Here is a 26,974-nt window from a genome sequence, read left to right on the forward strand (position 1 = left end):
AAATGAAAGTTGAAAAGTGAAAAATTTAAACACAAGTTCATTTAGGTTTGGCACAATCCCGATACCTATCGGGATTGTGCTGAGAACTTAGTGCTTGCAACCATTTTCTAAACGAAAGACTCCAATTTCCATTCTCGTATTCCTTTTCGATTTGAGTCCCGTTAAAAAAAAGAAGAGAACGAATATTGTTTTTTACAACCCTCAATTGTTTTACTAATTTATTTCGCTGACGAAACAAGTTTCGAAATCCTTGTTGTGCTCTGTCTGGTTGAAAGATTCCCTGTACTTCACCTTTGCTTAATTCGCGGGCTATTTTCCTGCAATCAACACGATCGGTTTTTCTTTGGGTGTCTTTATCGCTTCCGGGAATATCAACTGCATTTAATACCAAGCATTCAAAACCATACGATTTTAACTGTTCACTGATCCAGTAACCGCAGAAACCGGCTTCGTAAGCACATATAACTTGATAACTTGAAAAATTCTTTTGGATGTAATCGTACAAAATCTCAGGATTTGGTGGCTGAGTAAAGGTTTTGTGTTCAAATTCCTCCGTCCGCATACAAACTGACCATTGATTTTTGTGTACATCTAATCCAACATACAATTGATTGACTTTCTCAGAGAACATTTCTACATTTGTTTTCATAGCGTTGAGTTTATAAGTTTACAGCATTCAAGGTAGTACTTGAAAAGACTGTTTAAAAACCCTTTGGGTTCTCAACGTTTTTCTTTGCATAGATACTTGTGTTTTAAAAAAATCAAAGAGCATACTTTAATATCTGTAACTGCAATCTTCTCCATGCCGGAATTAGCAGTTTTTGACAAACAAAACTTCCTTAAGATTGGCTTTGGAATGATCCAGGTCATCTTAATGTCCGGGGCAATATTTATTTCCTCATAGAAGTCTTCGAAATTAATTCAAAAATTGATCTTTTTTTTCAAAAATTCACTTTAATGAAGGGTCGTCGTGCTTTTGTCATTCCAACGTAATTATCCATTGTTTTAGCCCTTTATAACATCCTCTTAACTATAAAAATTCAGTAAATTATTCTAAATTTGTAATTCATCAGATTATAGATGGTCCTCCTGAAAATAACACTACTAAAATTATCATGAAAAAAACTCTACTCGCATTTGTAATTGCAGCTTCAGTAGCTACCGGTTCATTTGCACAAGAACTTCGTTGCTATACAACAGAAAAGCATAACGAGGCGATTAAAAACAATCCTGCTCTTATACGTCAAATGGAAGAGCTTCAGAAATTCACTCAAGAATTTGGCAGAACAACAAGAACCAGTGGAGTTGTTTATACAATTCCTGTCGTTTTTCACATCCTTCATAATTACGGTCCTGAAAACATTTCCGATGCTCAGATCTATGATGCAATGAGAATTTTGAATGAAGATTATCGTAAGCTGAATGCAGATACGACATCTATCGTTGCTTCATTTCAAGGTATCGCTTCAGACAGTGAAATTGAATTCAGATTAGCTACCATCGACCCGAATGGAAATTGCACGAATGGTATCGATCGTATCGTTACTCAGTTAACTTATCTTGCTGCTGATCCTGCAAAACTAAATCCATGGCCAAATAATAAATACCTTAATATCTGGGTAGCAAATTCTCTTGAGAACACGGGTGCTGCTGCTTATGCATATTATCCGGGTGCCGCTCCTACTGCATCTGTTGATGGAGTAATGAGCCGCCATAATTATGTTGGTAGTATTGGAACAAGTTCTTCAACCGGTGCTCGTACACTTACACATGAGATCGGACATTGCTTTAATCTAGCTCACGTTTGGGGAAGCACAAACCAACCGGGTGTTGCTTGTGGTGATGACCTCGTTACTGATACACCTGAAACTATGGGACATACTTCTTGCGATCTAAGTAGTTCTATTTGTAATCCTCCGTTAATCGAAAATGTTCAGAATTACATGGAATACTCTTTCTGCGAACATATGTTTACTCAAGGGCAATCTGCAAGAATGCGTATAGCTTTGAATAGTCCGATAGGTGGTCGTAATAATTTATGGCAGCCGAGCAATTTAACAGCAACCGGAGTTAGCGGACCACCGCAATTATGTACGCCGATCGCAGATTTCGATTTAAACTATCAACTAGTATGCGAAGGTGGCGATATAACTTTTTATGACTTAAGCTGGAATGGCCGTGTTGGAAACTGGAATTGGTCTTTCCCGGGTGGTGTTCCATCGACTTCAACTGATTCTTCTCCGACAATTAATTATCCTACAGCAGGTATTTATCCGGCAACATTAAGTGTTAGTAATGCCACAGGAACTGATTCTATTACACGTACATCCTTGATCTATGTATCAAGTTCACAGGTTGCAAGTGTACCATATATCGAGAATTTTGAAGATACAGCATCTGTGCCGGGCAATAATGGATTTCTTTTAAATCCTGATAACGGCACAACATGGACCCGCGTTACTAATGCAGCAGTTTCCGGTACGGCATCAATTAAGATCAATAACTTTACTAATGTTAAAGGACAAATTGATGAATGGATCATGCCTGCTATGGATTTCTCTAACATTACAGCACCTGTTTCTATGACATTCTATGTTGCTAATGCAAGAAGAAGTTCAACAAGTGAAGATGAATTGAAATTTGCAGGAAGTGTCAATTGCGGAACTTCTTGGCAGACCAGATATAATAAAAGCGGCGCAACTCTTGCAACTGTTGCAACTGTTGTATCATCGAACTTTACTCCAAATGTATCGCAATGGAGAAAAGAAACTGTAACACTGAATCCTTTCAAACTTCTTCCAAACGTTCGCTTTAAATTCACAAATACAAGTGACAGAGGAAACAATACCTATATCGATAGCATTAACATTACAGGTACAATAGTAAATGTTGATGAAATGGATGAGATTCAATTGGGATTTGCTTTGTATCCGAATCCAACAACGGAATCAAGTACAGTTCAATTCAAATTATCTACTAAACAGAATGTAATCCTTGATGTGAAAAACATTTTAGGTGAAACGATCAGGAAAGTAGTTAGTGATGAATTGGAAGGCGGTCTTCATGAGATCATGCTTCCTGCACTTCCAAAAGGAATCTATATGATCGATCTTTATACCGGCAACAAACATCACGTTCGCCGATTGATCGTTTCATAAATCTTATTTTAAAATTACAAAAAAGCCTGCTCAACAGCAGGCTTTTTTTTTGCAACAAGTCCGACTTTGTAAACTTAACCACAACAAGAATTCATTAAGTCAATAATTATTCCGCTGAAATTCTTAATTTCGTAACCTAAGGGATGATTAAATCATTACTTGCCTCTTAAAATTATCATGAAAAAAATTCTACTTGCATTCGCACTTGCAACAAATATTGCGACCATATCTAATGCTCAGGAGCACTTTTGTGTTACAACAGAAATGAATGATAGAGCAAAAGCAAATGATCCCGGTGTAATACGTCAGAAACAAGAACTTGAAAACTTCATTCAACAGTATGCAACCACTGAACGGAGAAATAGTGGTGTTGTATATGTCATCCCGATTGTTTTTCATATCCTGCACAATTACGGAGCTGAAAATATTTCAAATGCACAGATTTTAGATCAGGTAAATATTCTGAACCGAGACTTCCGCAGATTAAATGCTGACACAGCGAATCTTGTTCCGGCATTTCAGGGACTTGCTGCCGATTGTGAAATTGAATTCCGTTTACCAAGTATAGATCCTAATGGCAATTGCACAAATGGCATTGATCGGATTCACACCATGCTTACCTATCGCGCCGGAGATCCATCCAAGTTAAACCCGTGGCCGAATAACAAATACTTCAATGTATGGGTTGCAAGCTCTCTTGAATTTGCCGGCGCAGCGGCTTATGCATATTATCCCGGTGCAAGTAGCAATGTTGATGGTGTTCTTTGTTTGAGTTCTTATATCGGAAGCATTGGAACAAGTTCTGTAGGTAGAAGCAGGGTTATGACTCATGAGATCGGCCATTCATTGAATCTTTCACATGTTTGGGGAGATACGAATGAGCCTGGAGTTGCTTGTGGTGATGATAATGTCAGCGATACTCCTGAAACTAAAGGCTGGACAAGTTGTACCCTGAATGGCTCTGTTTGTAATCCACCAATAGTTGAAAATGTTCAGAATTATATGGAGTATTCATATTGTGATGTCATGTTTACAGAAGGACAAAAAACCAGAATGCATGCAACCTTGAACAGTTCAATTTCCGGTAGAAATAATCTTTGGACTCCGGCAAATCTACTTGCCACAGGAGTTTCGACAAGTCCTCAACTATGTACTCCAATCGCAGATTTCCAAAACAATAAAAAAATGGTTTGCCCGAATGGTGAAGTAACTTATTTCGACCTTAGCTGGAATGGATCTGTGTCAAATCGCAATTGGTCTTTTCCTGGAGGCATCCCTTCTACATCCACCGATTCAATGCCAATGGTAACATATCCTAATCCGGGTACTTATTCTGCAACTTTAGTGGTGAACAATGCTACAGGAAGTGATTCAATCACTAAACAGATTATTACTGTTTCTGAACCACTAGTAAACAATATTCCATACACAGAAAGTTTCGAAGACACAGCTTCTTTCCCCGGTGTCACCGGATTTATTTATAATTATGATAATGGTACAACCTGGACGCGTGTAACCAATGCCGGCATTTCAGGATCAGCATCAATAAGGATAAATAACTTCTCAAATACAGAAGGAGAGATCGATGAGTGGGTAATGCCATCAATGGATTTTTCGAATATTGTTCCTCCTATTGAGATGACTTTTTATGTGGCCAATGCTCAAAGAAATTCAACGAGTAATGACCAATTGCAATTTTTAGGAAGTAAGGATTGTGGTACTACTTGGATGCTGCGTTACAACAGAAGCGGAGCAAATCTTGCTACTGCAAATAGTATAGTTTCATCAAGCTTTACTCCCGACTCAACTCAATGGAGAAAAGAAACACTGGCTCTGAATCCTTTCAAACTTAATCCGGATGTGCGTTTCAAATTCATAAATACCAGTGACAGAGGAAACAATACCTATATCGATAACATTAACATCACAGGAACAATTGTAAACGTCGATGAAATGGATGAGATCCAATTGGGATTTGCTTTGTATCCAAACCCAACTAATGAATCAAGCACGGTTCAGTTCAAATTATCTGCTAAACAAAATGTTATTCTTGAGGTGAAGAATATCTTAGGAGAAACTTTGAGATCTGTAATTAATGATAATATGGAAGGCGGGCTGCATGAGATAAAACTTCCGGCTCTTCCTAAAGGAATTTATATGATCGATCTTTATACGGGTAACAAACACCACGTACGTCGTTTAATCGTTGCCTAAACAACTCAATTACCATAAAAAAAGCCGGCTGTAATGGCTGGCTTTTTTTATGCACTTCTGCTAATAATTCATTGGTGAAAACGTTTTTCCTGAATCTGAGTATGCCCTTTCATATGTCATATTTTTTTTCAAGATTTGTAACATCTCATACACTTCCAAAGTACCACTAGTTTACCGTATCTTACCCGAATGTTCATATCGCGATTTAGTATCATTTTATTGGTTTTTAGTTTAATTTCCCACTTTGCAGGTGCCCAGGAAACTCCTGAATATCGCAAAAATGCTTTTTCAATCAACATTACCCGTTGTATTTCAAATGAACTGAATCTTAGCTTCGAAAAACGGTTGTCTGTTCGTCGTGCTCTTGAATTCAATCTGGGTTTAATTTACATAAATGATCCGCTTCAGGAGTTTGCAAAAACCTGGGCCAATACCCAGTATTTTTATGAGCGTGGTTTTGCTGCGCGTGTTCACTACAAGATCTTCAAAAAACCGGAAGACGATAAAACAAAATGGCGTGATTATATCTCTCCCGGAATTGCTTACAAATATCTTTATTACAACAACCAATGGTTTGAGAACGAACTAACAGATGACAACGGTGTTACTTACAACGAGCGTTTGTTTCAACATCGTTTCAGAAGTAAGATGAGTCTTGAATTTATCTGGGGAAAAGTATATGAAATGAACCAGACCTTTGCATTTGAATTTTATTACGGCGCCGGTTTAATGGGAACAATCTCTGACCGATATGTTGTCTCTATCCAACCCGACGATCGATCACCAAAGATCATCACCGTTAATGATCACGACAAATCATTCTACGTCCGCCCTTCTTTGTTGGTGGGAGCGAAGTTGCGTATATCACTTTAACGAATAACTAATAACGAAAAATGGCAGTCAGGAAAGTACTATCCGGACTGCCATTTTTCGTTATTCACTATTCGCTATTCGTTCTAGTGCGCTTCCAACCAATTCCTCCCCGTCCCCATTCCAATCTCAATCGGTACTTTTAGTTTGAGAGCAGTTTTCATTCTGTGACTGACGAGTTCTTTTAATTTATCTACTTCCGTATGATATGCATCAAAAACAAGTTCATCATGAACCTGAAGCAGCATCTTCGATTTCATTTTCTCTTTCTTTATGTCGTTGTGAATATTGATCATGGCAACCTTTATCATGTCTGCTGCGCTGCCTTGAATAGGTGCATTGATAGCATTACGCTCAGCAAAACCGCGGACAGTTGCATTAGCAGAATTAATATCGCGCAAATGACGACGGCGGCCCAGAATCGTTTCTACATATCCTTTCGACCGCGCATTTTCAATGCTTTGGTCCATGTATTCTTTTACATGTGAATACTGACGGAAATAATTATCGATGATGCTCTTTGCTTCGCCACGGGAAATATTCAACCGCTCCGCTAAACCGAATGCAGAAATTCCGTAGATGATTCCGAAGTTCACCATTTTCGCATTCCGCCGCATATCTGATGTCACATCTTTCAATTCCACTCCGTACACTTTCGCTGCTGTAGCAGCATGAATATCTTCGCCACTATTAAAGGCCGAAAGCATTCCCGGATCTTCACTCAATTCTGCAATGATCCGTAATTCAATCTGCGAGTAATCGGCAGATAGCAAAACATGATCGTCATCTCGTGCAATAAAAGCTTTGCGGATCTCCCGGCCGCGCTCTGTACGAATGGGAATGTTTTGCAAATTTGGATTATCGGAACTCAATCGACCGGTTACTGCTACAACCTGATTGTATGATGTGTGAATTCTTCCTGTTGATGGATCGATCAGTTCCGGAAGCACATCAACATATGTATTCTTCAATTTTACCAACTCACGGTAATCAAGTATTCGTCTTACTATAGGATGCTTGTTCTCCAGTTTACTCAAAACATCTTCACCTGTAGAATACTGACCTGTTTTAGTCTTCACAGGTTTTTCCATGATCTTAAGTCGTTCAAATAAAACTTCTCCAACTTGTTTCGGTGAACTGATATTAAAAACTGATCCTGCCATCGACTGAATTTCTTTTTCAACCAAACCTATATCAGTTGCAAGTACCTGTGAAAGTTCTTTTAATGACGAAGTATCTAAACGAATGCCTTCTGTTTCCATTTCCATCAGCACATTCACCAATGGCATTTCAACATCAAGAAATAATTTTTCCAGTCCGGCTTTTTTCAGCTTCGGCTCAAAATTCTCTTTAAGCTGCAAAGTAATATCTGCATCCTCCGCAGCATATTCCGCTACAGCATCTACAGGAACATCGCGCATATTCAACTGATCCTTTCCTTTTTTTCCGATCAACGTTTCAATTGATACGGGAGAATATGAAAGATAAGTTTCGCTCATGATATCCATATTATGTCGCATCTCCGGCTGAATTAAAAAGTGAGCGATCATTGTATCGAATGTAGGTCCGGAAATTTTTACTCCGTAGCGTGTGAGAATTGCAAGATCATATTTCAGATTCTGAGCGATCTTTTCAATTTTTTCATTCTCAAATACAGGTTTGAATTCAGCAACGATCTTTTCTGCTTCTTTCCTGTCAGGAGGAACCGGAACATACCAGCCTTCATGTACTTTACTACTGAAAGAAATTCCGACCAGCTCAGCTTTGCCGGCATCAATTCCTGTTGTCTCTGTATCAAAACAAATTGATTTCTGTTTCAATAATTCACCGATAAGTTTTTTTCTTTCTTCAGGGGAATTAGCAAGAAAATATTTATGCTCTGTAGTATGAATTGTCCTAAGATCTTTTTCAGGACCTGCTTCAGTCACTTCCTCTATTTCAACTTTTACAACAGTGTCATTCGTTTCATTACCAAACAAAGATGTCTGCGAAGCCTGAATCACTACAGGCTTTGATTTACCCGGCTCTGCAGGAGCATTTGAAAGATTGAGTTGTTCTGCAAGACGACGAAACTCTAATTCAGTAAATAATTCACGAAGCTTTTCTTTGTCAGGTTCACAAGCAACAAGATCGTTGATGTTATCATTCACTGGCACATCAAGCAAAATCGTAGCAAGTCTTTTTGACTGAATTGCCATTTCTTTATTCAACTCTACCTTCTCTTTTAATTTTCCTTTAAGCTGATCAGTGTTCTGCAATAAATTTTCTATGCTTCCGAATTGCTTCACGAGCTGGATCGCTGTCTTCTCTCCTACTCCGGGAATTCCGGGAATATTATCGGAAGCATCACCCATCAATCCTAAAATATCTTTTACCTGTTCTACTCTTTCAATATCCCAACGCTTACAGACTTCCGCCTTGCCGAGAATCTCTGCACCATTTCCTAAACGTGCAGGCTTATAAATGAAAGTATGTTCGTCGACAAGCTGTCCGAAATCTTTATCGGGCGTCATCATATACGTATCATATCCTTCTTTCTCCGCTTTCACAGCAAGTGTACCGATGATATCATCTGCTTCATATCCAACCTTCGTAAGAAGTGGTATACAAAAACATTCGCACAAGCGATAAATATATGGGATACTCTTAGCAAGATCTTCCGGCATTTCTTCACGATGTGCTTTGTATGCAGGAAACTCTTCATGTCGTGCAGTTGGGCCCGAAGTATCGAATACAACAGCTATGTGTGTCGGATTTTCTTTCCGCAAAACTTCAAGAAGTGTATTTGTAAAACCAAAAATGGCTGATGTATTCAGTCCTTTGGAATTGATCCGGTGATTATTCGAAAACCCGAAATATGCACGATAGATCAGCGCCATTCCGTCGAGAAGGAAAAGTTTTTTAGACATCTGTTTTGATTTATTGGATGGTAAAGGTAGAAAAATTTAGTACGTGGGAGGAGGTGAGTAGCGCCAGTAGCGAATTTTCATCCGTATCCTCAATTCAGAAAAAATGCTTTGAATATTGAAATTATAAAACTCTGAGATAACTACGGGGAAAAAATGATCGCTCAAAATATCTCCCGCAGATCTCGCAGATCACGCAGAAAAAAAAATCAATTATATCAACAAATCTCTGCGCAAAATCTGCGAGATCTGCAGGAAAAAAAACATCAGTAAATAATTTCCCGCAGATTACGCAGATGAAGGCGCAGATAAATTCGCAGATTTAGGTCTGTACTATACATTATTATCTTTGACTCTGAAAATTTATTAACTATCAAAGATCTGCGACCTTTTCTGCGCCTTCATCTGCGGAGATCTGCGGGAAAAAAATTGTAATTTATATCCCACACATCCCGCAGAAAAAATATCAATTACATCAACAAATCTCTGCGCAAAATCTGCGGGATCTGCGGGATCTGCGGGAAAAATTTTTGATGTTAAATTTCGCGCTTCAACTCCTCCACCACAAAAGCCACAGCCGGACAGATCATAGAATTCAAAAACGTCAAAGGTAAAATTGAACGGATATCTCTTTGATCAGTATGCGGATATTGCCGGCATGCATTTGGACGAGCAGAATAAACGGAACAACAATTGTCTTCCTTCAGAAAAACACAGGGCATTTTTTTAAATACATAATCATTGTCTTCGTCGATCCGCAAATATTCACTTACAAAATTCGCAGGCTTCACTCTTAAATGTTCTGAAAGTTTTTCAATGTCTTTGTTTTTCAAAAGCGGTCCGGTCGTTGAACAACAATTTGCACACTTCAGACAATCGATTTTCTCAAAAGCTTTTTCATGCAGGTCATGTACAAGGTGATCGAGATCCCTTCCTGGAATTTTTTTTAACTTTTCAAAAAATGATTTGTTTTCCTTCTTTTTCGCTCTGGCAACTTCGAGAAGTTTTTCGTACTCGGGTAACATGGGTGCAAATTAACGAATAACTTAAATTAAAAAATGAAACCCTTCCAACAATGAAGTGATGATCTCTAATTACAAATTAATAACATTCTTCTAACTCAATCACGAACTGCTTCCAGCTTCGAATTACGAATTATTACCTGTTAATAACACTTTCTACAGGCTTCTAACCAAACGTAACAAAATTCGAAATTAACGTTTAACCAATCACACAATTTAACCTCAAAATCTAAACAAAATGTTAGAATTAAACTGGACCATTATCCTGATCTCTGCCTTGGTTCCCACCATTACAGGCATGATCTGGTATAATCCAAAAGTATTTGGAACTGTCTGGATGAAACTGAATGGTTTCACAGAAGAACAAATGAAAGGTGGAAGTCTTCCTAAAATGATCATTTTATCGATCATCTTCAGTTTGTTCATCACAATGGCTATGCATCCGATCGTTATTCATCAGATGGGAATTTACTCGGTTCTTGCAAATGAGCCTGGAATTCAGGGTGCAAACGGTGCTATTGATGTTAATTCAGAAGCCGGAGCATATCTGACCAATTTTTTTGCAACCTACGGAGATCGCTTCAGGACATTTAAGCACGGTGTTTTTCACGGTGTTTTAGCAGGATTTTTTCTGATATTCCCAACGTTTGCAATCAATGGCATGTTTGAAAGAAAACCATTCAAATTAACTCTGATTCATGCGGGTTATTGGATGTTAACACTTGGTATCATCGGTGGACTAATCTGCCAGTTTACATAATATTCAAAACTGCCGTTTTCTTTTATGAAGACGGCAGTTTTTTCAACATTTTAAATTTTAAGACTTTTAAATTTTATCTTCGCTGCCCCTTAAGACCTTATTTGACGAGGGTTCAGAATAAATGAGAGCAGCAAAACGCGGATTACTTTTTATTGCAATTGTATTCACTACAAATTTCCTGAATGTTTCCGGTGCTTTTTCGCAAGTATCGTTACCGGAAAGAAATCCACTGAAACTAACCATCAGAGCCGGTGCCATGTCGAACAATGGTGACCTTGCTGCTGAATTGAAGATGAGATCAGATGGCGAATTAGGCTACACAGTTGACATGGATTACACTGCCATCGGTGAAGCTGAATTATCAATCGACCTTTTACATTTCCGTGGTGCAGGATTAGGAATTCAATTCGCAGGAATGTTTGCCCGTCCTGAATTCATTGCCACAGATGCTTACGGTGTAAGTCAACGTGTCGCAATGACTCAGATCGAAATTGCTAAGGCAACTGTTGCATTTTCTTTCAATGGTTCTGATCCTTATACAATGTTTGAATTGCCTTATCACAGTAACAAAGAAGCAGTTTTAGGTGTGACGGGTATGATCATTCGTACACAAAATACAAAACTGACTTCATATGCTACTGACTCACTTGGAATCAAAGAGATCAGCGGCGATTATTGTCAGGCGCTTGGAGTCAATTTCGGATGGAACTGGAGACTGGGACAATCGGGATGGGTTTTAGGAATCAACGGTGCCGTAATGTTTGTTATCAATAAAAGTCATCTCGTTGATGTTATCACAGAAGAAAATGCTCTTTATAGTTCCGGGAAAATGGAATTTGCCCCGCGTGTGATCACTGCCGGATTAGGATATCATTTCTAAAAAAATAATTTTATTCGAGTTCCTTATCCAGACGAATTTTTTTTCGCGCTTTGGTTTTACTCTCTTCTTTCTTTTTGTCTTTTACAACTTTCTCTTTGAATCTTCCATCATAAAACCCTGCTTGTATTGCAAGTTTACGCTGCAATTTTTTTGCAATGTTCATTGAGGAATTTTTGTCCTTTTTCATTTTTGGATTAGAGATATTCATTAAATAATACCACCGGACAAAGGTACTGTTTCTTTGAAATGCTCGTTTAATGCTAAGCATTTATAATCCTAGGTGTGTTGATTAATCTGGTGCGGAATTTTTTATTTTCTTTAAATTTATATTGACCCCTGGTTCATATACGATCCCTCCGGGATCGTTACGCTGCACGATTTTATTTTTCTACCGATATGCGATCCCTCCGGGATCGATGTGGAACGTAAATTTATTTTTCTACCGATATGCGATCCCTCCGGGATCGATGTGGAACGTAAATTTATTTTTCTACCGATATGCGATCCCTCCGGGATCGATGTGGAACGTAAATTTATTTTTCACCAATATGTGATCCAAGCTAGGGTAAATATTCGAAAACAATTAGAAAATTAATCCAACACACGATGATGAACTTAAGTAACAGCCGATCCCAGCGGGATCAAATATCGGTAGAATAAAAAATAAAGCAATCACCCATGACCCCAGAGGGGTCATATATTAAGCAACGCATTGAATTATTTGATTACAATAAAAATCAAGCAGATAATTTTAATTCACCTAGTTGACTTGGATTCATCCCGTTCCAAATGGAATAACAAATTGGTATACACCCACTTTTACAATTTGAATGTCTCGATTCCCTTTGACCATATTTATCACCCAAATTCCTGACTTCCCGCAGTTTTCCATAATAAAAAATTCCCTATCTTAGTCTAAACTTTTACACTATGCCTTTTCCTTGACGCATAGATCTTTTAACAAAAGCTCACCGATGTAGGTCAGCATGGAATTTTTTGGTCTGATCTCATCCTGCAAAATTTTATTTACTAACCACAAAAATATTTCGCAAATGAAAATCTACGACGACAAACACATTAAAAACGTGGTGCTCGTGGGCGCCCCGAAATCCGGCAAGACCACATTGGCAGAAGCCATGATCTTTGAAGCCGGATTAATTAACAGACGCGGTACGGTTGAAGAAAAAAATACGGTCTCCGATTACCACGAAATAGAACACGAAAGAGGAAGCTCGGTTTATGCAACTTCAATGCATACCGAATGGAAAGACTACAAAATTAATCTCATTGATACTCCCGGTTTAGACGATTTTATTGGTGAAGTAATCTCTTCTCTACGAGTTGCCGATACAGCAGTTATGCTTCTGAATTCTGAACATGGCGTTGAGATCGGAACAGAACTCATCTGGAATTACGTTGAAAAATTTAACAAGCCTATCATTTTTGCAATCAATCATCTCGATCATTCTAAATCTGATTTTGATTCAACTTTAGAACAGGCGAAACGCCGCTTCGGAAAAGCAATTACTGTGATGCAGTATCCCATCAGACAAGGCGACAACTTTGATTCGATTGTCGATCTGTTGAATATGGTCATGTACAAATTTCCTGAGAAAGGTGGTAAGCCGGAAAAACTTCCTATCCCTGCCGATGAAATTGAACGCGCAAACCAATTACATAATGAACTCGTTGAAAAAGCTGCAGAGAATGATGAGAAATTAATGGAACTTTATTTTGAAAAAGGCACTCTCGATGAAGATCAGCTCCGCGCCGGATTAAAAGCCGGAATGTTACATCATGATGTTTATCCGGTCTTCTGCTTATCTGCGAAAAAAAATATGGGCAGCGGCCGACTGATGAGTTTCATCGACAATGTTGCACCTTCTGCAACAGAATTATTTCCTGAAAGCCTGGTCGATGGCGATGAACTGGAATGTAAAGCTTCCGGCCCTGCAACGCTATTCGTTTTCAAAACACTTATCGAACCTCATCTTGGAAAACTTTCGTTTTTTAAAGTGATGTCAGGTGAAATAAATGCAGGAATGGATCTTGTAAATTCTGTTACCGGACAAACAGAGAGACTGAATCAGTTGTTCATTATGGATGGTAAGAACAGAAATGTTGTTTCCAAATTAACAGCAGGCGACATTGGTGCTACATTGAAATTGAAAGATACATTGACAAATCAGACACTTTGTACTGCCGGGAAAAGGATAGAGATTGAACCGATCCATTTTCCTGACGCACGACTTCGAACAGCGATCATTGCAAAAAATAAAACAGACGACGAAAAACTTGGAACTGTTCTCGCTGAAATTCATCAGGAAGATCCGACTTTGAATATTGAATACTCCCGAGAATTAAAACAAGTGCTCTTATCAGGCCAGGGTGAATTACATCTTGCAGTCACAAAATGGCGTCTTGAAAAAATTTACAGACTCGATGTAGAATTTATTAAACCACGTATCCCTTACCGTGAAACAATTCAGAAACTTTCAATCGCTTCTTACCGTCATAAAAAACAAAGTGGAGGTGCCGGACAATTTGGCGAAGTGAATCTGAAAATCGAACCATACTTTGATGGAATGTCAGAGCCGGAAGGCCATAGCATTCGTGAAAAAGAAATTCTCGAATTACCTTGGGGTGGTCGATTAGTATTTTACAATTGCATTGTAGGTGGTGTGATCGATCAGCGTTTTATTCCTTCGATTCAAAAAGGCATTATGGAAAAAATGCATGAAGGTCCGCTAACAGGAAGTTATGTACGCGATATCAGAGTGATCGTTTATGATGGCAAGATGCATCCTGTCGATTCAAATGATATCTCATTCAAGATAGCGGGAATGATGGCTTTTAAAGAAGCATTCCATTTAGCTGATCCGAAAATTCTTGAACCTATTTATGAAGTCGAGATAAAAGTTCCCGAAGAATTGATGGGAGATGTTGTTACAGATCTTCAATCACGAAGAGCAATAATTCTCGGAATGGATTCTGTTGGAACATACCAGATCATTAAAGCAAAAACTCCGCTCGCAGAACTGGACAAATATTCCACTTCGCTTCGTTCTATCACTCAGGGCCGTGGAAGTTATTCCGGAAAATTTACGGAATACGCACCGGTGCCTTCTGATATTCAGAAGAAACTCGGCGAAGAATATAAAAAGACAGAGGTTCATTGAACTAACGTGGAAATGCGAAAGCGTCCGGTAGAGTTTGCCGGACGCTTTTTTTATTAATGTCAAAATGCGAAATTAAAAATAGTTTTTAAAACGAAATTAACTTTAGAACTCCCTTTCGAATGTAAAATTGTCCCCTTTTCTACATGAAGATCGAATTTTATTCAGACCCGCGCCCCTCGAGATCAAAGTGTTAAAAAGTCCTGAAAATCGTGACTCAACGATAACAAAATGCAGGGTTTAAGTGTTTATTTTTATGGAGATTATTATTGTCCTGAATTGGACTAAAAATACTGACCTCGGGTATTAACCGATATGCGAAGTCACTTCATTTTACATGCAGTTTAAATGTTGAAATTTGCAACAAATCCGGATTAAAATTTGTGTCCTTTATATCAAAAATCATCTTAACGGTCTTTTGATATCAGGAAATTGAAAAAATCCAAGTCCTCCGAATATTTCAAATATTCACCCAAAAAATACCATTATCTACGTAAATAACTACGAATTTACCTAGTATATCAGTACTTTTACCAAGTTATCTCACAACAAATTATGAAAAGAAAATTATTACTCCCGGTATTCTTCTTGTTACTTCTGGTTTCTGCGTCAAAAGCCCAAATTCAGTTCTCTACAGAATATGGCGGACAATATAATGAAGATGGCAGATGGATGGAACAACTTCCAGACAGCGGATTCATTATGGTTGGTGGAACGGCAACTTATAGCAATGGACAAACAGATTTCTGGTTAGTGCGTGCTGATGCTTATGGTAACCAGCTTTGGACGAAATCTATTGGCGGAACAGGTTTCGATTTTGCAAATATGGTAAAGCCGACACCGGTTGACAATGGATTTATCATTTGCGGATTAACTAATTCATATGGTGGTGGTGATAATGATGGTTGGATCGTAAAGACAGATGTTAATGGTAATACTCAATGGTCAAGAACTGTTGGTGACGCCGGACTTCAGGAACTGGAAGCGATCGTACTTACTTCTGATGGTGGTTATGCTGCTGTCGGTGTTAATTATACTACCGGTACTCAATATTATGATATCCTTCTCGTAAAATTAAATTCTGCCGGAGTTAAACAGTGGCAAAAAAATATCGGTGGTCAGGGTTATGAGATCGGAAACTCTATTCAGGAAACTGCTGATCATGGATTTATTCTTTCAGGTCAAACGTATAGTTACGGTCTTGAAGACGGCGATACATATCTTGTAAAAACTGATTCTGCCGGAAATGTTGAATGGGAAAAATCTATCACCAACAAAGGAATTCAGGAATCACATTATGTTGCTATTGCGCCTGATGGTGGTTATGTAATGATCGCTGATGCTGATAGTCTTGACAATGCCTTAGGACAAACAGATATCTGGTTGATCAAAACTGATTCCAATGGAGATACATTGTGGACAAAAGCTGTTGGCGGAAATAAAAAAGATGGCGGTAAAACAGTTGAGATCACTGCCGACGGCGGAATGATCCTTGGCGGTATTACAAGAAGTTTTGGATTGATCAATCCAAATTATTATTTTATTAAAACTGATAGTCTCGGAAATATTGAATGGCAAAATACATCTTATGGTTCTATTTATCATGACCATGGATATCGTGCTATAGAAACTTCTGATGGTGGCTTTGCACAATTCGGATACTTCCGGAACTCCGCCGGATTCATGAATTATTGCTTAGTTAAGGTTGGACCAAATGGCGGTGTTACGAAAGACATTGGTATTGATGAATTCATTACTCCTTATACTTCACTTTGCAGAAGCAATAATATTCCACTTGAATTAAAGCTTACAAATTATGGTGCAACAAATGAAACAAACATTGTTGTAACAATCGATATCGACAATGGAACAAATGTAACAACCCTCCGCGATACACTTACCGGTTCTTTGGCAAGCGGTGTAAGCAGAAATTTAGTTTTCGATGACACATACAATTTTAATGTTGACGGGATTTATACTGTAACAGCACATACGTCTCACAGAAACAGTGATATCAGTTATTCAAATGATACAAACATCGTAACTGTTACTGTTCTTCCACCAACAGTTGACCCACAAACTACGAGTGGTATAAGTTGTTCTGCAGCTTCATTAACGCTTTCAGCAACTCCTGCATCTTCTGATGATTCTTTGTTCTGGTATGATTCACCGGTTAACGGAGATCTCATTATGTCAGGTAATGCATACACAACTCCTACTCTGACTTCTTCTGAAAGTTATTATGTTGAAGCAGTAAAAGGAAAAGGAAGTAAAGTTGGTCCGGTAGACAACAGTATCGGTAATGGTAATACAAACAACAACGGATATCTGAAATTCGATACTCGTTTAGCATTGAAAATTATTTCCGTAAAAGTTATTGCAAACTCTGCGGGTAATCGAACAATTGAATTAAGAAATTCTTCCGGCACTGTACTTCAATCTAAAACTATAAATCTTCCTGCAGGTGAAAGTCGTGTTTATCTTGACTTCGACGTTCCTCAGGGAAATGATTTTCAATTAGGTCTTGGAAGTGGTAGCGGAAATTTATTCAGAAATACCAGCGGCGCAAATTTTCCATACGACATCTCTAAAACAATTGAGATCTATGGATCAAGTTCTACAAGCAGCAGCGTATATTATTATTTTTACGACTGGTATATTTTTGTTCCATTTGAAAACTGCGGAAGCAACCGGGTAGAAACTCAGGCAAATATTGGAACATCTACTCCAACCAATGCTTACGATCAGACACGTTGCGGTCCCGGAACTGTTACTCTTACTGCATCCGGAGTTTCCGCTGATCTTGACTGGTATGATGCACCAACAGGTGGAACATTGGTTGATCCCGGACAAAATTTTACAACACCTTCTCTATCTTCAACAACAACATATTATCTTGAAGTAGCAGGTTGTTCTCCGCGAATAGCTGTTCAGGCAATTATCAGTTCACAACCTGCTGTTCCAACAACTGCGGATGTTACAAACTGCGGTCCGGGACAAATTGTATTAACTGCCACATCATCAGATTCAATTTTCTGGTATGATGCTGCAACAAACGGAACACTTCTGGGAACAGGATCATCCTTCACAACACCTTATCTGAATTCAACTCAGACATATTATGTTTCTGCAGGTGCTGATTGCCCAAGTGCGCGTGTTCCGGTGAGAGCTGTCATCAATTCAGTTGCTGCTCCTGTCGTATCAAATGTCGTTGCATGCGGACCAGTTTCAGTTACATTGAATGCAACATCTGCAGATCCTGTTGGCTGGTATGATCAACAGATCGGCGGTACATTGCTGGCTACAACTTATAATTTCGTTACTCCGGTTCTTGGAACTTCAACAACATATTTCGCTCAGTCACTTGGAGCTTGTCCGAGTTCAAGAGTACCCGTCATTGCTGATATTACTACAGTAGCATCTCCTGTTGGAACAGATGCAGACAGATGCGGACCGGGAACTGTAGTTCTTTCGGCACAATCAATTGATACTGTAACATGGTGGACAGATATCACTGCAGGAACACAATTGAGTTCAGGATTGATTTATACTACTCCTGTAATTTCTGCTACCTCAACTTACTATGCACAGGCAGCAAATAATGGCTGTACAAGTGTCAGAATTCCGGTTACGGCTACAATTACCTACACTCCCGCTCCTACTGCAAGTGATAGCGCGAATTGCGGACCGGGGACGATCGATCTTGCCGCTGCTTCAACTGATACAATTTACTGGTATGATGCACCAACAGGCGGAACATTACTATTCACAGGAAATGTTTTCACTACTCCATCATTAACTACTACTACAACCTATTATGCTCAGGCAAGTCTTGCTTGTCCAAGTCCGCGTACTGCTGTTGATGCTATCATTTCAACCACAGCTGCAGATCCGATCGTTCAGGATACTGCAATTTGCGGTACTTCGAGTGTGACCATTTCTGCTTCTGCAGTAAATCCGATCACGTGGTATGATGCACCGGGCGGGACTGTGCTTGGAACGGGAAGTACTTACACCACTCCTTCTATTTCATCATCGACAACTTACTATGCGGTAGCCGGAATTCCGGGATGTATCAGCAATGCAATACCTTTAGAGGTGACTGTAAATACAGTTCCTTCTGATCCAACAGTTACTACTGCAAGTAATTGCGGCCCGGCACAACTTTCAGTAACAGCAACTGCTGCCGATCCAGTTTCATGGTATTCTGCTGCAAGTGGCGGAACATTGCTTTCATCAAATGCAACATATACTGCAACATTTAACACGACCACGACTGTTTATGCAATTTCTTCAAATGGACTTTGTAATAGCGCAGCTATTCCATCAACTATAACAATTCATACAGTACCAAATATCAATATCGGTCCTGCCGTGATCAGTATCAATAGCGGACAAACCGTAACTCTTGATCCCGGTGCAGGCTTCACTTCTTATCTGTGGAGTACAACAGCAACCAGCCAGACAATTACAACCGGAATCGCAGGATTTTATTATGTAACTGTGACGGATGGAAATGGATGTCAGGGCGCAGACTCCGTTACAATAAATGTTATTATCGGAATTGAAGACCCTGAAGCAGAAAACGCTGTCACCGTTTATCCGAACCCTACAAGAGGTGTTTTCCGACTGGTTGTAAGAGACCCTTCATTAAAATTCGAAGTCAGAATTACAGATGTGTTAGGAAAACTGATAACAAGCGATAAACACATGGAAAATACACTTTACAGCAAGTCGTTTGATCTGACGAATGAACCTAATGGTGTCTATTTTATTTCGATTATAAGTATAAACGGAATTGTAACAAGAAGTGTAATTATTGAGTAAACAATTAAACGGTAAAAGTCATAAACCTGCCGTGAAAACGGCGGTTTTTTTTATTTTAATTTAGTCCCATAATTCCCTAAAAACAATATGAAAAAAATCTATCTCTTTACTTTATCCTTCCTGGTGATGACGTTCATTTCAAATGGTCAGACAACCTGGGAAAAATTATTCAGTGCAAAAAATACGGATGTTTTCAGAAGTGTTAAAGAAGTACCGGCAGGCGGATTTGTTGCTGTTGGATACACTTCTGATTCAACTGTCAGTGATTCCGATGCCTACGTGGTACGAATGACTGCACTTGGTGACACACTATGGACTTTCCGTCAGAATATAGGCCTAAGTAAAAAAGACCTTTTCTATAAAGTCATTGTCGCCTCTGATGGCGGATTTGTAATGTGTGGTTATACAAGCAGTATCACCGGAATCTCTGATGATATACTTATTGTAAAACTGAATTCTGCAGGACAAATGGTTTGGACAAAAACTCTTGGTGGAGCAGGACGCGACAGGGCACAGGATATTATTGAACTTAGTAATGGTTCTTTTGTTGTGACCGGTTATACCACTTCATCGCCGGCATCATACTATGATGCTTTTCTTTATAAAATAAATTCCAGCGGCGATTCTTTATGGTACAAATTATATTCAACCGGTTCGTTTCTGTATGATGATGCAAACTCTGTAAGAGCACTAAGTAATGGCGGCTTTCTTATGGGTGGACAAAGTGCAAATGGCGCAAATGGTTTCGATCAGTTTTTAATTCGCACTGACGATTCAGGAAATGTACTTTGGACAAAAAAATTCGGTACGGCAGCAACAGACAACATTGAATATATTGCTGTTGGAAATAATTGCTTTTATCTGGCAGGTGGAACTGCTGGTGCAGGAATGGGTGGTGATGATGGCTATGTTGTAAAAACAGATACAGTTGGAAATGTTATCTGGGCAAAAACTTATGGCGGATCTTTTCCCGATGATTTTCATACTGTTCAAATTACAGGTGATGGTGGATTGATCATGGCCGGTACTACAAGTAGTACAGGTCCGCTTCAACCGAATATGTGGTTGATGCGTACCAATTCCGATGGTGATTCACTTTGGTCGAATACTTATGGTGGTGATAATCATGATCACGGTTATAGCGGAATCCAATCAAGTGATGGCGGGTATGTTATCGTCGGACATACAGGAAGCTTTGGTTTCAATGGAGAAGATGCTTACATTGTCAAAACAAATTCCTCAGGAAATGTAATTAATGAATTAGTTTACACAACTGTGTCCGCTTTGATTACTCCAACCTCCGTTGGTTGCGGAACAACAAATGTCCAGGTAAAAGTTTTGCTCAGGAATTTCGGAAATGCAATAGTTCCAAATGTTCCTTCTACTGCAGACATTACAGGTGCCCTCACTACAACACTTACCGGATTGTACAATGGAAATTTTCATCCGCAAGATGCTGATACACTTATTTACTCCACTACGATCAATACCACTGCAGGTGGAACCTATACATTTGTACTTTCTACAAATAATGACAACGATGTTTTCCCTGCAAGAAATAGTTTAACTGTTACACTCAACATTGAAGGCAATAATGGTGTACCAGTGACAAGCGGCGGAATGAATTGCGGACCGGGAACTGTAACACTATCCGGAACTTCAACAGGTACGATCTACTGGTTTGATGTTCCAACCGGGGAACTTCGATAGGATCAGGTACAACATTTGTTACACCTTCCATTTCTGCAAATACAAATTACTACGCACAAAGCGGACTGAATTGCCCGAGTGCAAGAAGTACTGTTACAGCTACTATAAATGCTATTCCGACTGCACCAACAGTTACTGACGGCTCCCGATGCGGTACAGGTACAGTTGATCTTGCCGCAAGTTCTGCGAGTCCGACGATTGAATGGTATACTGCTTCTTCAGGTGGCAGTTCCGTTGCTTCAGGTACAACATTTACAACTCCATCTATTTCAAGCAGTGAAATTTACTATGCTCAATCAGTTGATGCTTCAACATGCGTGAGTTCACGGAGTGCAGTAAATGCAACGATCAATCCAATTCCCGCTGACCCAACAACTACCGGTGGTAATCTATGCGGAACAGGAAGCACCACTACACTTTCTTCTTCAGGTTCGGATATTTTCTGGTATGATGATGCAACTGGAACAAATCAAGTTGGAACCGGCAACAACTTCGTAACACCTGTCTTGAGTGCAACAACTATTTATTACGCACAATCATCTAACGGTACATGTGAAAGTAACTTCGTTCCTGCAACTGCAACTCTGGTAAGTTTACCAACTGTTTCTGTCGGACCCGACACTGCAATTGAAATCGGAACAGCATACATACTTGATGCAGGTCCGGGATTTGTAACTTATTTATGGAATACTTCAGATCAAACACAACAACTAACGATTTATGCTCCCGATACATTCTGTGTAGAGGTTACCGATGCCAATGGTTGTTCTGCTACAGATTGTGCAATCATTGATTTCTTTGTTGGTATAAATGATGACGCCGCAATCAGCATTTTCAGTATTTATCCAAATCCTTCTTATGGAAATGTAAATATCACTTTCAATGAAAAAATGAAAAATGCTACATTGTCTGTTGTCGATGTTTCTGGTAAAATAATTTTTAATTCACCGGTTTCAAATACTGTTGCCGGAACTACAATATCAATCAACACTTCTGATTTTAGTTCAGGAGTTTATTTTGTAAAAGTCAGTTCTGATGAAAAACAGTTTAGTGGAAAACTAATGATTGAATAAGTTTGAATAAATTGGAATCTATTCTCAATTTGTCTTAAATAAAAAAAAGGCTGCAATGGAATTCATTGCAGCCTTTTTTATTTCTATGATTAAAGTATCGCTTAAAATAACTTTATCTGGAAAGAGTTCCTGAAGTCACACACTCAAATATAAGTTTGCCATCAGTATTTCCTAAAACACCTTCCGCAGCACGCTCAGGATGTGGCATCATTCCAAACACATTTTTTCCTGCATTACAAATACCGGCGATGTCATCAAGAGTTCCGTTTGGATTTGAAAGCGGTGTAATATTTCCTTCTTCGTCGCAGTAACGGAATAAGATTTGACCGTTTGCTTTCATCTCTGACATTGTTGCTTCATCTGCATAGAACCTTCCTTCGCCATGAGCGATTGGAATTTTCAAAGCACGATCTAATGGGATTGAAGCTGTGATCAATGAATCATTATTATCAGCTTTGATAAAAACATTTTTACAAACGAACTGGTGATGCTCATTGTGAGTCAACGCTCCCGGTAAAAGTCCGGCTTCACATAAGATCTGGAAGCCATTGCAGATTCCTAAAACAAATCCACCCTGGTTTGCAAATGCAATTACTTCTTTCATGATCGGAGAAAAACGTGCTATAGCACCTGATCTTAAATAATCACCATATGAAAATCCGCCGGGTAAAATTATGAAATCACATCCCTGAAGATCGTGATCCTTGTGCCATAATTTAACAACTTGTAATCTTAAAACATTGCGAAGCACATGCACAATGTCTTCATCGCAATTGGAGCCGGGGAATACTACAACACCTATTTTCATGTGACGAAGGTACTAAGGGGAATCGTCAATAAGAACTGATGTAATGGAAATTTTTATCAGCGACTGAAAAAATATCAGGGCGTAAATTTCCTTAATTGTTATTGTATTGGTAAGATGAGAGCTTTTTCATCAACTCCTTACGGGCATTGTGAATCCGAACTTTTACGGTTCCTAAAGGAATCTTCAAAAATTTCGAAATCTCCTCGTATTTATACCCTTGATAGCTAAGCATAAAGGGAGTTCTCAGGTTATCAGATAATTCTCCAAGTGCTGTATTGATATCCTTCATCACAAGATTCCCTTCGCCTTCATTTCCTCTGTTTGATGCAGCTGAATTCAGATAATATTGATCTTCCGTAGTGTCATTGAAGATCTTCGACTTCATCGCTCTTCTGTACTTGTTGATAAAGATGTTTTTCATCATCGTATACAACCACCCTTTCAGATTTGTCCCGGATGAAAATTTATCTTCATTTATAAAAGCCTTCAACATCGTGTCCTGAACAAGATCTTCCGCTTCCATCTGATCATGCGTCAGTTTGATCGCATAATTCTTTAATGGTGATTCTTCTTGCGTAACCTTAGCTTGAAATTCTTTTGTCATTTCCATGGCATTATGTTTAATCTTTTGTTGTTTTTCTTAGACAAACATAGTGCACAATTTCTGATAATGCAAGTATTGTTTATTATTTAACAATAATGTTTAAACAACAAATGCCCGGGAATTAGAAGGGTTTTCGTAAGTAATTGGCTTTAAAGCGTTTGAACTGCAGCAGGTTAAAAATAAAACACTGGGATCACTAAAATTCGTCACAAGAACACTTTGCTGATACTTCTAAATTTGTAGTGTTCTCGTCTTTCGCTTTGTAATGAGTAAAAGAATCCGGAGACCTTATAGGAACGACACGAAAGATGAAAAACGAAAAACGACTAAAGTTTCTTCGAAATGATTTAAAAGTACTTACTCAGATCTGCCGGCTGTTTAATCACTTCCATACCTTCTCCTACCATGTCAGGATACTGATTAAAAAAACGACCGGTAACTAATACAATGGATGATTGAAATTTATCTCTTAGCGTAGTAAGCATTTCAGACGCAAATTCCAGAGTATAAGTTGTAGTCATTGACACGATAATATAATCCGGCTGATAACGTAAACCAATTTTCTCCACATCGACCAATGGAACATTTTGCCCAAGGTAAATTGAGTGGTTTCCGGATTTACGAATCATATAATTTCCAAAAAGTAATCCAAGTTCGTGTAACTCTGTTTCAGGTAAAAACAATAGAAACTTTTTTCCTGCAGCATCTCTTCGAACAGGCTGACCTTCGATTGCTACAATTAATTTCTGCCGGATAAGGTTTGTAATGAAATGTTCATAGGCAGGATTAATAGTTCCGGTTTGCCACATCACACCAATTGCTCCTAAGAATGGAAACACAACATCCATCATTGTATTCTCTAATCCAAGTTGCAGAATACATGTTGACAATGTTCTTTCAAACGCAACTTCATCCAGTTCGATCATTGATGAGATCATTGTCTGAATCACTACCGGATGTTTCTCTGTCTGTAATGAATACGTTACAATCAGGTCACTGATCTCTTTTGCATTCAAACGAATAATCTCGGAGATCTTGTGTCCGTTATGATTGAGCAATGAAATGTTGAGCAAAAGTTTCAGGTCGTTGTCATCATAATACCTGATATTGGTTTCAGTACGCTTCGGGAGTGGAATGCTGTAACGTTGCTCCCAGATACGGATCGTATGGGCTTTAATACCGGTTAACAGTTCTATGTCTTTGATCGAATATCGTCCCATACTAACTTATGATAACAACAGTAACTTAAAATTGTTTGATGTTTCCTGTATCAAACCTTTCCTCCAGAGTTATCTCGCCGGCGAATTTATCAAATTTTAAAAAAGAACCGCATGAAAAATAGGTCCTTCAAAGATTTTTACTGAAAAACTTGCGGGTCAGCACCTTCTGAAACTCGCGCTGGACAACCATTTCGGCAAGTTTTGTCGTAAAGTCACCGCCGGAGTGTGCTTGTACCAGTTTTCTGAAAGCTCCTTCGCTGATATCTATCTGATAAAGTAAAGCCTGAAATCCGCTCCTGTTGGTCTTATACATTAAACTCAGAATCGGCTCTACCTGAGAAACAAGTTCATCGTATGCAGAATATTCGTTCCCGCTGAATGTAATCTCTGCTTTGTGCATACTGAAATCACGGATAACCTGAGCTGCAGTCTCACGAATGATCTCAAGGTCACGCCGATATTTTTCAGGAGAAAGATCCATTATTCGTCTTTTGAAAAATCGATAATTAACCGCTCTACCGGCTTGTCACTCAGAATATGTTCATCTATGATCTGACCGATATCACTTTCTTTAACTCCACCATAAAAAATTCCTTCCGGATAAACGACCATTGATGGTCCATGTTCGCAGGCATCCAGACAACCTGTGCGTTGCACTCTGACCGGGAAATCGATTTTCTTTTCCTTTATTTGCTTCTTAAATTCCTGTACGAGTTTCATTCCGCATTCCTCGCCACACGATTTTCTCTGGCCCTCTGCTCTTTGATTGGTACAAATAAAAATGTGTTTCTTATATTTCATTCACCAAAGATAACTAAATTGGAAAATTCCGTTCACAAAAAAATTAATTACTAATTATGGATCCCATATCATTACTTGAAATAGCAGGAAGAAGCGTTGCGGTATATGTAGCAATTATATTAGGTATAAAGATTTTCGGCAAAAAAGAACTATCGCAATTATCAGTAATTGATCTGGTATTTATCCTGCTGATCAGCAACTCAGTGCAAAATGCAATGGTTGGTTCCAATACCTCTTTGGCGGGAGGTGTTACCGCAGCCGCATCACTTTTTATCGTCAATTATATTTTGAAACAATTTCTTTTCCGCGAAAAAAAAGTCAGTCAATGGATACAAGGTTCACCTGTTATTCTCATTCATGAAGGAAAAATAGTTGAAGAACATTTGAAGAATGAACGGATCACACACGATGAATTGGATGCGGCTATAAGAGAACATGGGGTTAGTTCAATGGAAGAAGTAAATCTTGCAATCCTGGAAGTAGATGGCACAATCAGTATTTTGTCTGATAATTATAAAATGCATTCAAAACGAAAACGGAAACCGAGGAAACAGTTTTTGAAATGAAAAATGAATCCTGATAGCTATCGCTTAGGCGTAAACTTTATTATATTTATTTGTATCGAAATTAAGTGTGCGGTCGCCAACTTTATTGCCGTCAGCTTTATTGCCGTCTGCTTTAGCTGACGGACTAAAAAATAAATGCAGTACCCTGGCTTTAGCCACATGAACACACTTTAGATCTATTATATGTAATTAAAAAAATGTGGCTAAAGCCGCTATAATTCTATTCTTATTACTCAGTCAGTTAAAGCTGACGGCAATAAAATCTAATCTCCTAAATTCCTTTTTTTAATAAATTTCCTAGCAAAAAAAATACTTTTTTTTCTTACTTTATGTTGACGCCTATGCGATAGCTATCGGAATGAAAAATGATTTTTTTTAA

Annotated in this window: 19 protein-coding genes; 10 read left to right on the forward strand and 9 right to left on the reverse strand. The window is 38.7% G+C overall.

From position 1 onward, the window contains the following. Positions 1-37: 37 nt before the first annotated feature. Positions 38-649 (reverse strand): transposase, encoded by a 612-nt coding sequence (locus tag IPL24_14735; protein MBK8364864.1) that lies wholly within the window; start codon positions 647-649, stop codon positions 38-40. 466 nt (positions 650-1,115) lie between these two features. Between IPL24_14735 and IPL24_14740 the strand changes: the two genes are divergently transcribed. The 3 genes from IPL24_14740 to IPL24_14750 all read left to right on the forward strand — a co-directional run bounded on the left by IPL24_14740 (position 1,116) and on the right by IPL24_14750 (position 6,245). Beyond that, the gene (locus IPL24_14740; GenBank protein ID MBK8364865.1) at positions 1,116-3,158 is read left to right on the forward strand and encodes a T9SS type A sorting domain-containing protein; all 2,043 of its coding nucleotides are present in this window, start codon (positions 1,116-1,118) and stop codon (positions 3,156-3,158) included. A 177-nt stretch (positions 3,159-3,335) separates the two neighbouring features. After that, complete coding sequence (locus tag IPL24_14745) at positions 3,336-5,372, forward strand: T9SS type A sorting domain-containing protein (GenBank protein ID MBK8364866.1); 2,037 nt, start codon at positions 3,336-3,338, stop codon at positions 5,370-5,372. 189 nt (positions 5,373-5,561) lie between these two features. Beyond that, the gene (locus IPL24_14750) at positions 5,562-6,245 is read left to right on the forward strand and encodes a hypothetical protein (GenBank protein MBK8364867.1); all 684 of its coding nucleotides are present in this window, start codon (positions 5,562-5,564) and stop codon (positions 6,243-6,245) included. A gap of 83 nt (positions 6,246-6,328) precedes the next feature. Here the strand turns inward: IPL24_14750 and polA are convergent, their stop codons facing one another. Together polA and IPL24_14760 are read right to left on the reverse strand one after the other, a co-directional pair. Then, entirely contained in the window at positions 6,329-9,151 is a 2,823-nt protein-coding gene (gene polA / locus IPL24_14755) for a DNA polymerase I (protein MBK8364868.1), read from the reverse strand. A gap of 533 nt (positions 9,152-9,684) precedes the next feature. Beyond that, positions 9,685-10,173: a YkgJ family cysteine cluster protein gene (locus tag IPL24_14760; GenBank protein ID MBK8364869.1), complete on the reverse strand. Its 489-nt coding sequence runs from the start codon at positions 10,171-10,173 to the stop codon at positions 9,685-9,687. A gap of 235 nt (positions 10,174-10,408) precedes the next feature. Here IPL24_14760 and IPL24_14765 point away from each other — a divergent pair, with 235 nt between their 5' ends. Together IPL24_14765 and IPL24_14770 are read left to right on the forward strand one after the other, a co-directional pair. Then, positions 10,409-10,930, forward strand: coding sequence for a DUF1761 domain-containing protein (locus IPL24_14765; GenBank protein MBK8364870.1), 522 nt, complete (start codon positions 10,409-10,411; stop codon positions 10,928-10,930). Between the two features lie 121 nt (positions 10,931-11,051). Next, the gene (locus IPL24_14770) at positions 11,052-11,810 is read left to right on the forward strand and encodes a hypothetical protein (protein MBK8364871.1); all 759 of its coding nucleotides are present in this window, start codon (positions 11,052-11,054) and stop codon (positions 11,808-11,810) included. Between the two features lie 10 nt (positions 11,811-11,820). Here the strand turns inward: IPL24_14770 and IPL24_14775 are convergent, their stop codons facing one another. Then, positions 11,821-11,997, reverse strand: a complete 177-nt coding sequence (locus IPL24_14775; GenBank protein ID MBK8364872.1) for a hypothetical protein — start codon at positions 11,995-11,997, stop codon at positions 11,821-11,823. 865 nt (positions 11,998-12,862) lie between these two features. Here IPL24_14775 and IPL24_14780 point away from each other — a divergent pair. From IPL24_14780 to IPL24_14795, 4 genes are all read left to right on the forward strand, one after another. Then, positions 12,863-14,989: an elongation factor G gene (locus IPL24_14780; protein MBK8364873.1), complete on the forward strand. Its 2,127-nt coding sequence runs from the start codon at positions 12,863-12,865 to the stop codon at positions 14,987-14,989. Positions 14,990-15,541: 552 nt separating this feature from the next. Then, on the forward strand, positions 15,542-19,813 hold the full coding sequence (locus IPL24_14785; protein MBK8364874.1) for a T9SS type A sorting domain-containing protein: 4,272 nt from the start codon (positions 15,542-15,544) through the stop codon (positions 19,811-19,813). 87 nt (positions 19,814-19,900) lie between these two features. Beyond that, a complete protein-coding gene (locus tag IPL24_14790) occupies positions 19,901-21,523 on the forward strand; it encodes a hypothetical protein (protein MBK8364875.1) in 1,623 nt (540 codons plus the stop codon). Between the two features lie 317 nt (positions 21,524-21,840). Beyond that, on the forward strand, positions 21,841-22,596 hold the full coding sequence (locus IPL24_14795; GenBank protein MBK8364876.1) for a T9SS type A sorting domain-containing protein: 756 nt from the start codon (positions 21,841-21,843) through the stop codon (positions 22,594-22,596). Positions 22,597-22,708: 112 nt separating this feature from the next. Here IPL24_14795 and purQ read toward each other — a convergent pair whose 3' ends face one another. The 5 genes from purQ to IPL24_14820 all read right to left on the reverse strand — a co-directional run bounded on the left by purQ (position 22,709) and on the right by IPL24_14820 (position 26,029). Continuing rightward, on the reverse strand, positions 22,709-23,404 hold the full coding sequence (purQ, locus tag IPL24_14800) for a phosphoribosylformylglycinamidine synthase subunit PurQ (protein MBK8364877.1): 696 nt from the start codon (positions 23,402-23,404) through the stop codon (positions 22,709-22,711). Between the two features lie 91 nt (positions 23,405-23,495). Then, positions 23,496-24,008: an RNA polymerase sigma factor gene (locus IPL24_14805; GenBank protein MBK8364878.1), complete on the reverse strand. Its 513-nt coding sequence runs from the start codon at positions 24,006-24,008 to the stop codon at positions 23,496-23,498. Between the two features lie 347 nt (positions 24,009-24,355). Further along, entirely contained in the window at positions 24,356-25,228 is an 873-nt protein-coding gene (locus IPL24_14810) for a MerR family transcriptional regulator (protein MBK8364879.1), read from the reverse strand. A 127-nt stretch (positions 25,229-25,355) separates the two neighbouring features. Continuing rightward, positions 25,356-25,709, reverse strand: coding sequence for a hypothetical protein (locus IPL24_14815; protein ID MBK8364880.1), 354 nt, complete (start codon positions 25,707-25,709; stop codon positions 25,356-25,358). Continuing rightward, the gene (locus IPL24_14820; GenBank protein ID MBK8364881.1) at positions 25,709-26,029 is read right to left on the reverse strand and encodes a (2Fe-2S) ferredoxin domain-containing protein; all 321 of its coding nucleotides are present in this window, start codon (positions 26,027-26,029) and stop codon (positions 25,709-25,711) included. The genes IPL24_14815 and IPL24_14820 overlap by 1 nt, the downstream gene beginning before the upstream one ends. Before the next feature lie 56 nt (positions 26,030-26,085). On the opposite strand from IPL24_14820, the gene IPL24_14825 reads away from it, so the two are divergent. After that, complete coding sequence (locus tag IPL24_14825; protein MBK8364882.1) at positions 26,086-26,595, forward strand: DUF421 domain-containing protein; 510 nt, start codon at positions 26,086-26,088, stop codon at positions 26,593-26,595. Positions 26,596-26,974: the final 379 nt, after the last annotated feature.

Source organism: Bacteroidota bacterium, assembly GCA_016711505.1.
GTDB lineage: Bacteria > Bacteroidota > Bacteroidia > AKYH767-A > 2013-40CM-41-45 > JADKIH01.

Excerpts from the sequence above, each read along its gene's own strand:
- IPL24_14735 (MBK8364864.1), bottom strand. The coding sequence starts at position 649 with ATGAAAACAAATGTAGAAATGTTCTCTGAGAAAGTCAATCAATTGTAT.
- IPL24_14740 (MBK8364865.1), top strand. The coding sequence starts at position 1,116 with ATGAAAAAAACTCTACTCGCATTTGTAATTGCAGCTTCAGTAGCTACC.
- IPL24_14745 (MBK8364866.1), top strand. The coding sequence starts at position 3,336 with ATGAAAAAAATTCTACTTGCATTCGCACTTGCAACAAATATTGCGACC.
- IPL24_14750 (MBK8364867.1), top strand. The coding sequence starts at position 5,562 with ATGTTCATATCGCGATTTAGTATCATTTTATTGGTTTTTAGTTTAATT.
- polA (MBK8364868.1), bottom strand. The coding sequence starts at position 9,151 with ATGTCTAAAAAACTTTTCCTTCTCGACGGAATGGCGCTGATCTATCGT.
- IPL24_14760 (MBK8364869.1), bottom strand. The coding sequence starts at position 10,173 with ATGTTACCCGAGTACGAAAAACTTCTCGAAGTTGCCAGAGCGAAAAAG.
- IPL24_14765 (MBK8364870.1), top strand. The coding sequence starts at position 10,409 with ATGTTAGAATTAAACTGGACCATTATCCTGATCTCTGCCTTGGTTCCC.
- IPL24_14770 (MBK8364871.1), top strand. The coding sequence starts at position 11,052 with ATGAGAGCAGCAAAACGCGGATTACTTTTTATTGCAATTGTATTCACT.
- IPL24_14775 (MBK8364872.1), bottom strand. The coding sequence starts at position 11,997 with ATGAAAAAGGACAAAAATTCCTCAATGAACATTGCAAAAAAATTGCAG.
- IPL24_14780 (MBK8364873.1), top strand. The coding sequence starts at position 12,863 with ATGAAAATCTACGACGACAAACACATTAAAAACGTGGTGCTCGTGGGC.
- IPL24_14785 (MBK8364874.1), top strand. The coding sequence starts at position 15,542 with ATGAAAAGAAAATTATTACTCCCGGTATTCTTCTTGTTACTTCTGGTT.
- IPL24_14790 (MBK8364875.1), top strand. The coding sequence starts at position 19,901 with ATGAAAAAAATCTATCTCTTTACTTTATCCTTCCTGGTGATGACGTTC.
- purQ (MBK8364877.1), bottom strand. The coding sequence starts at position 23,404 with ATGAAAATAGGTGTTGTAGTATTCCCCGGCTCCAATTGCGATGAAGAC.
- IPL24_14805 (MBK8364878.1), bottom strand. The coding sequence starts at position 24,008 with ATGACAAAAGAATTTCAAGCTAAGGTTACGCAAGAAGAATCACCATTA.
- IPL24_14810 (MBK8364879.1), bottom strand. The coding sequence starts at position 25,228 with ATGGGACGATATTCGATCAAAGACATAGAACTGTTAACCGGTATTAAA.
- IPL24_14815 (MBK8364880.1), bottom strand. The coding sequence starts at position 25,709 with ATGGATCTTTCTCCTGAAAAATATCGGCGTGACCTTGAGATCATTCGT.
- IPL24_14820 (MBK8364881.1), bottom strand. The coding sequence starts at position 26,029 with ATGAAATATAAGAAACACATTTTTATTTGTACCAATCAAAGAGCAGAG.
- IPL24_14825 (MBK8364882.1), top strand. The coding sequence starts at position 26,086 with ATGGATCCCATATCATTACTTGAAATAGCAGGAAGAAGCGTTGCGGTA.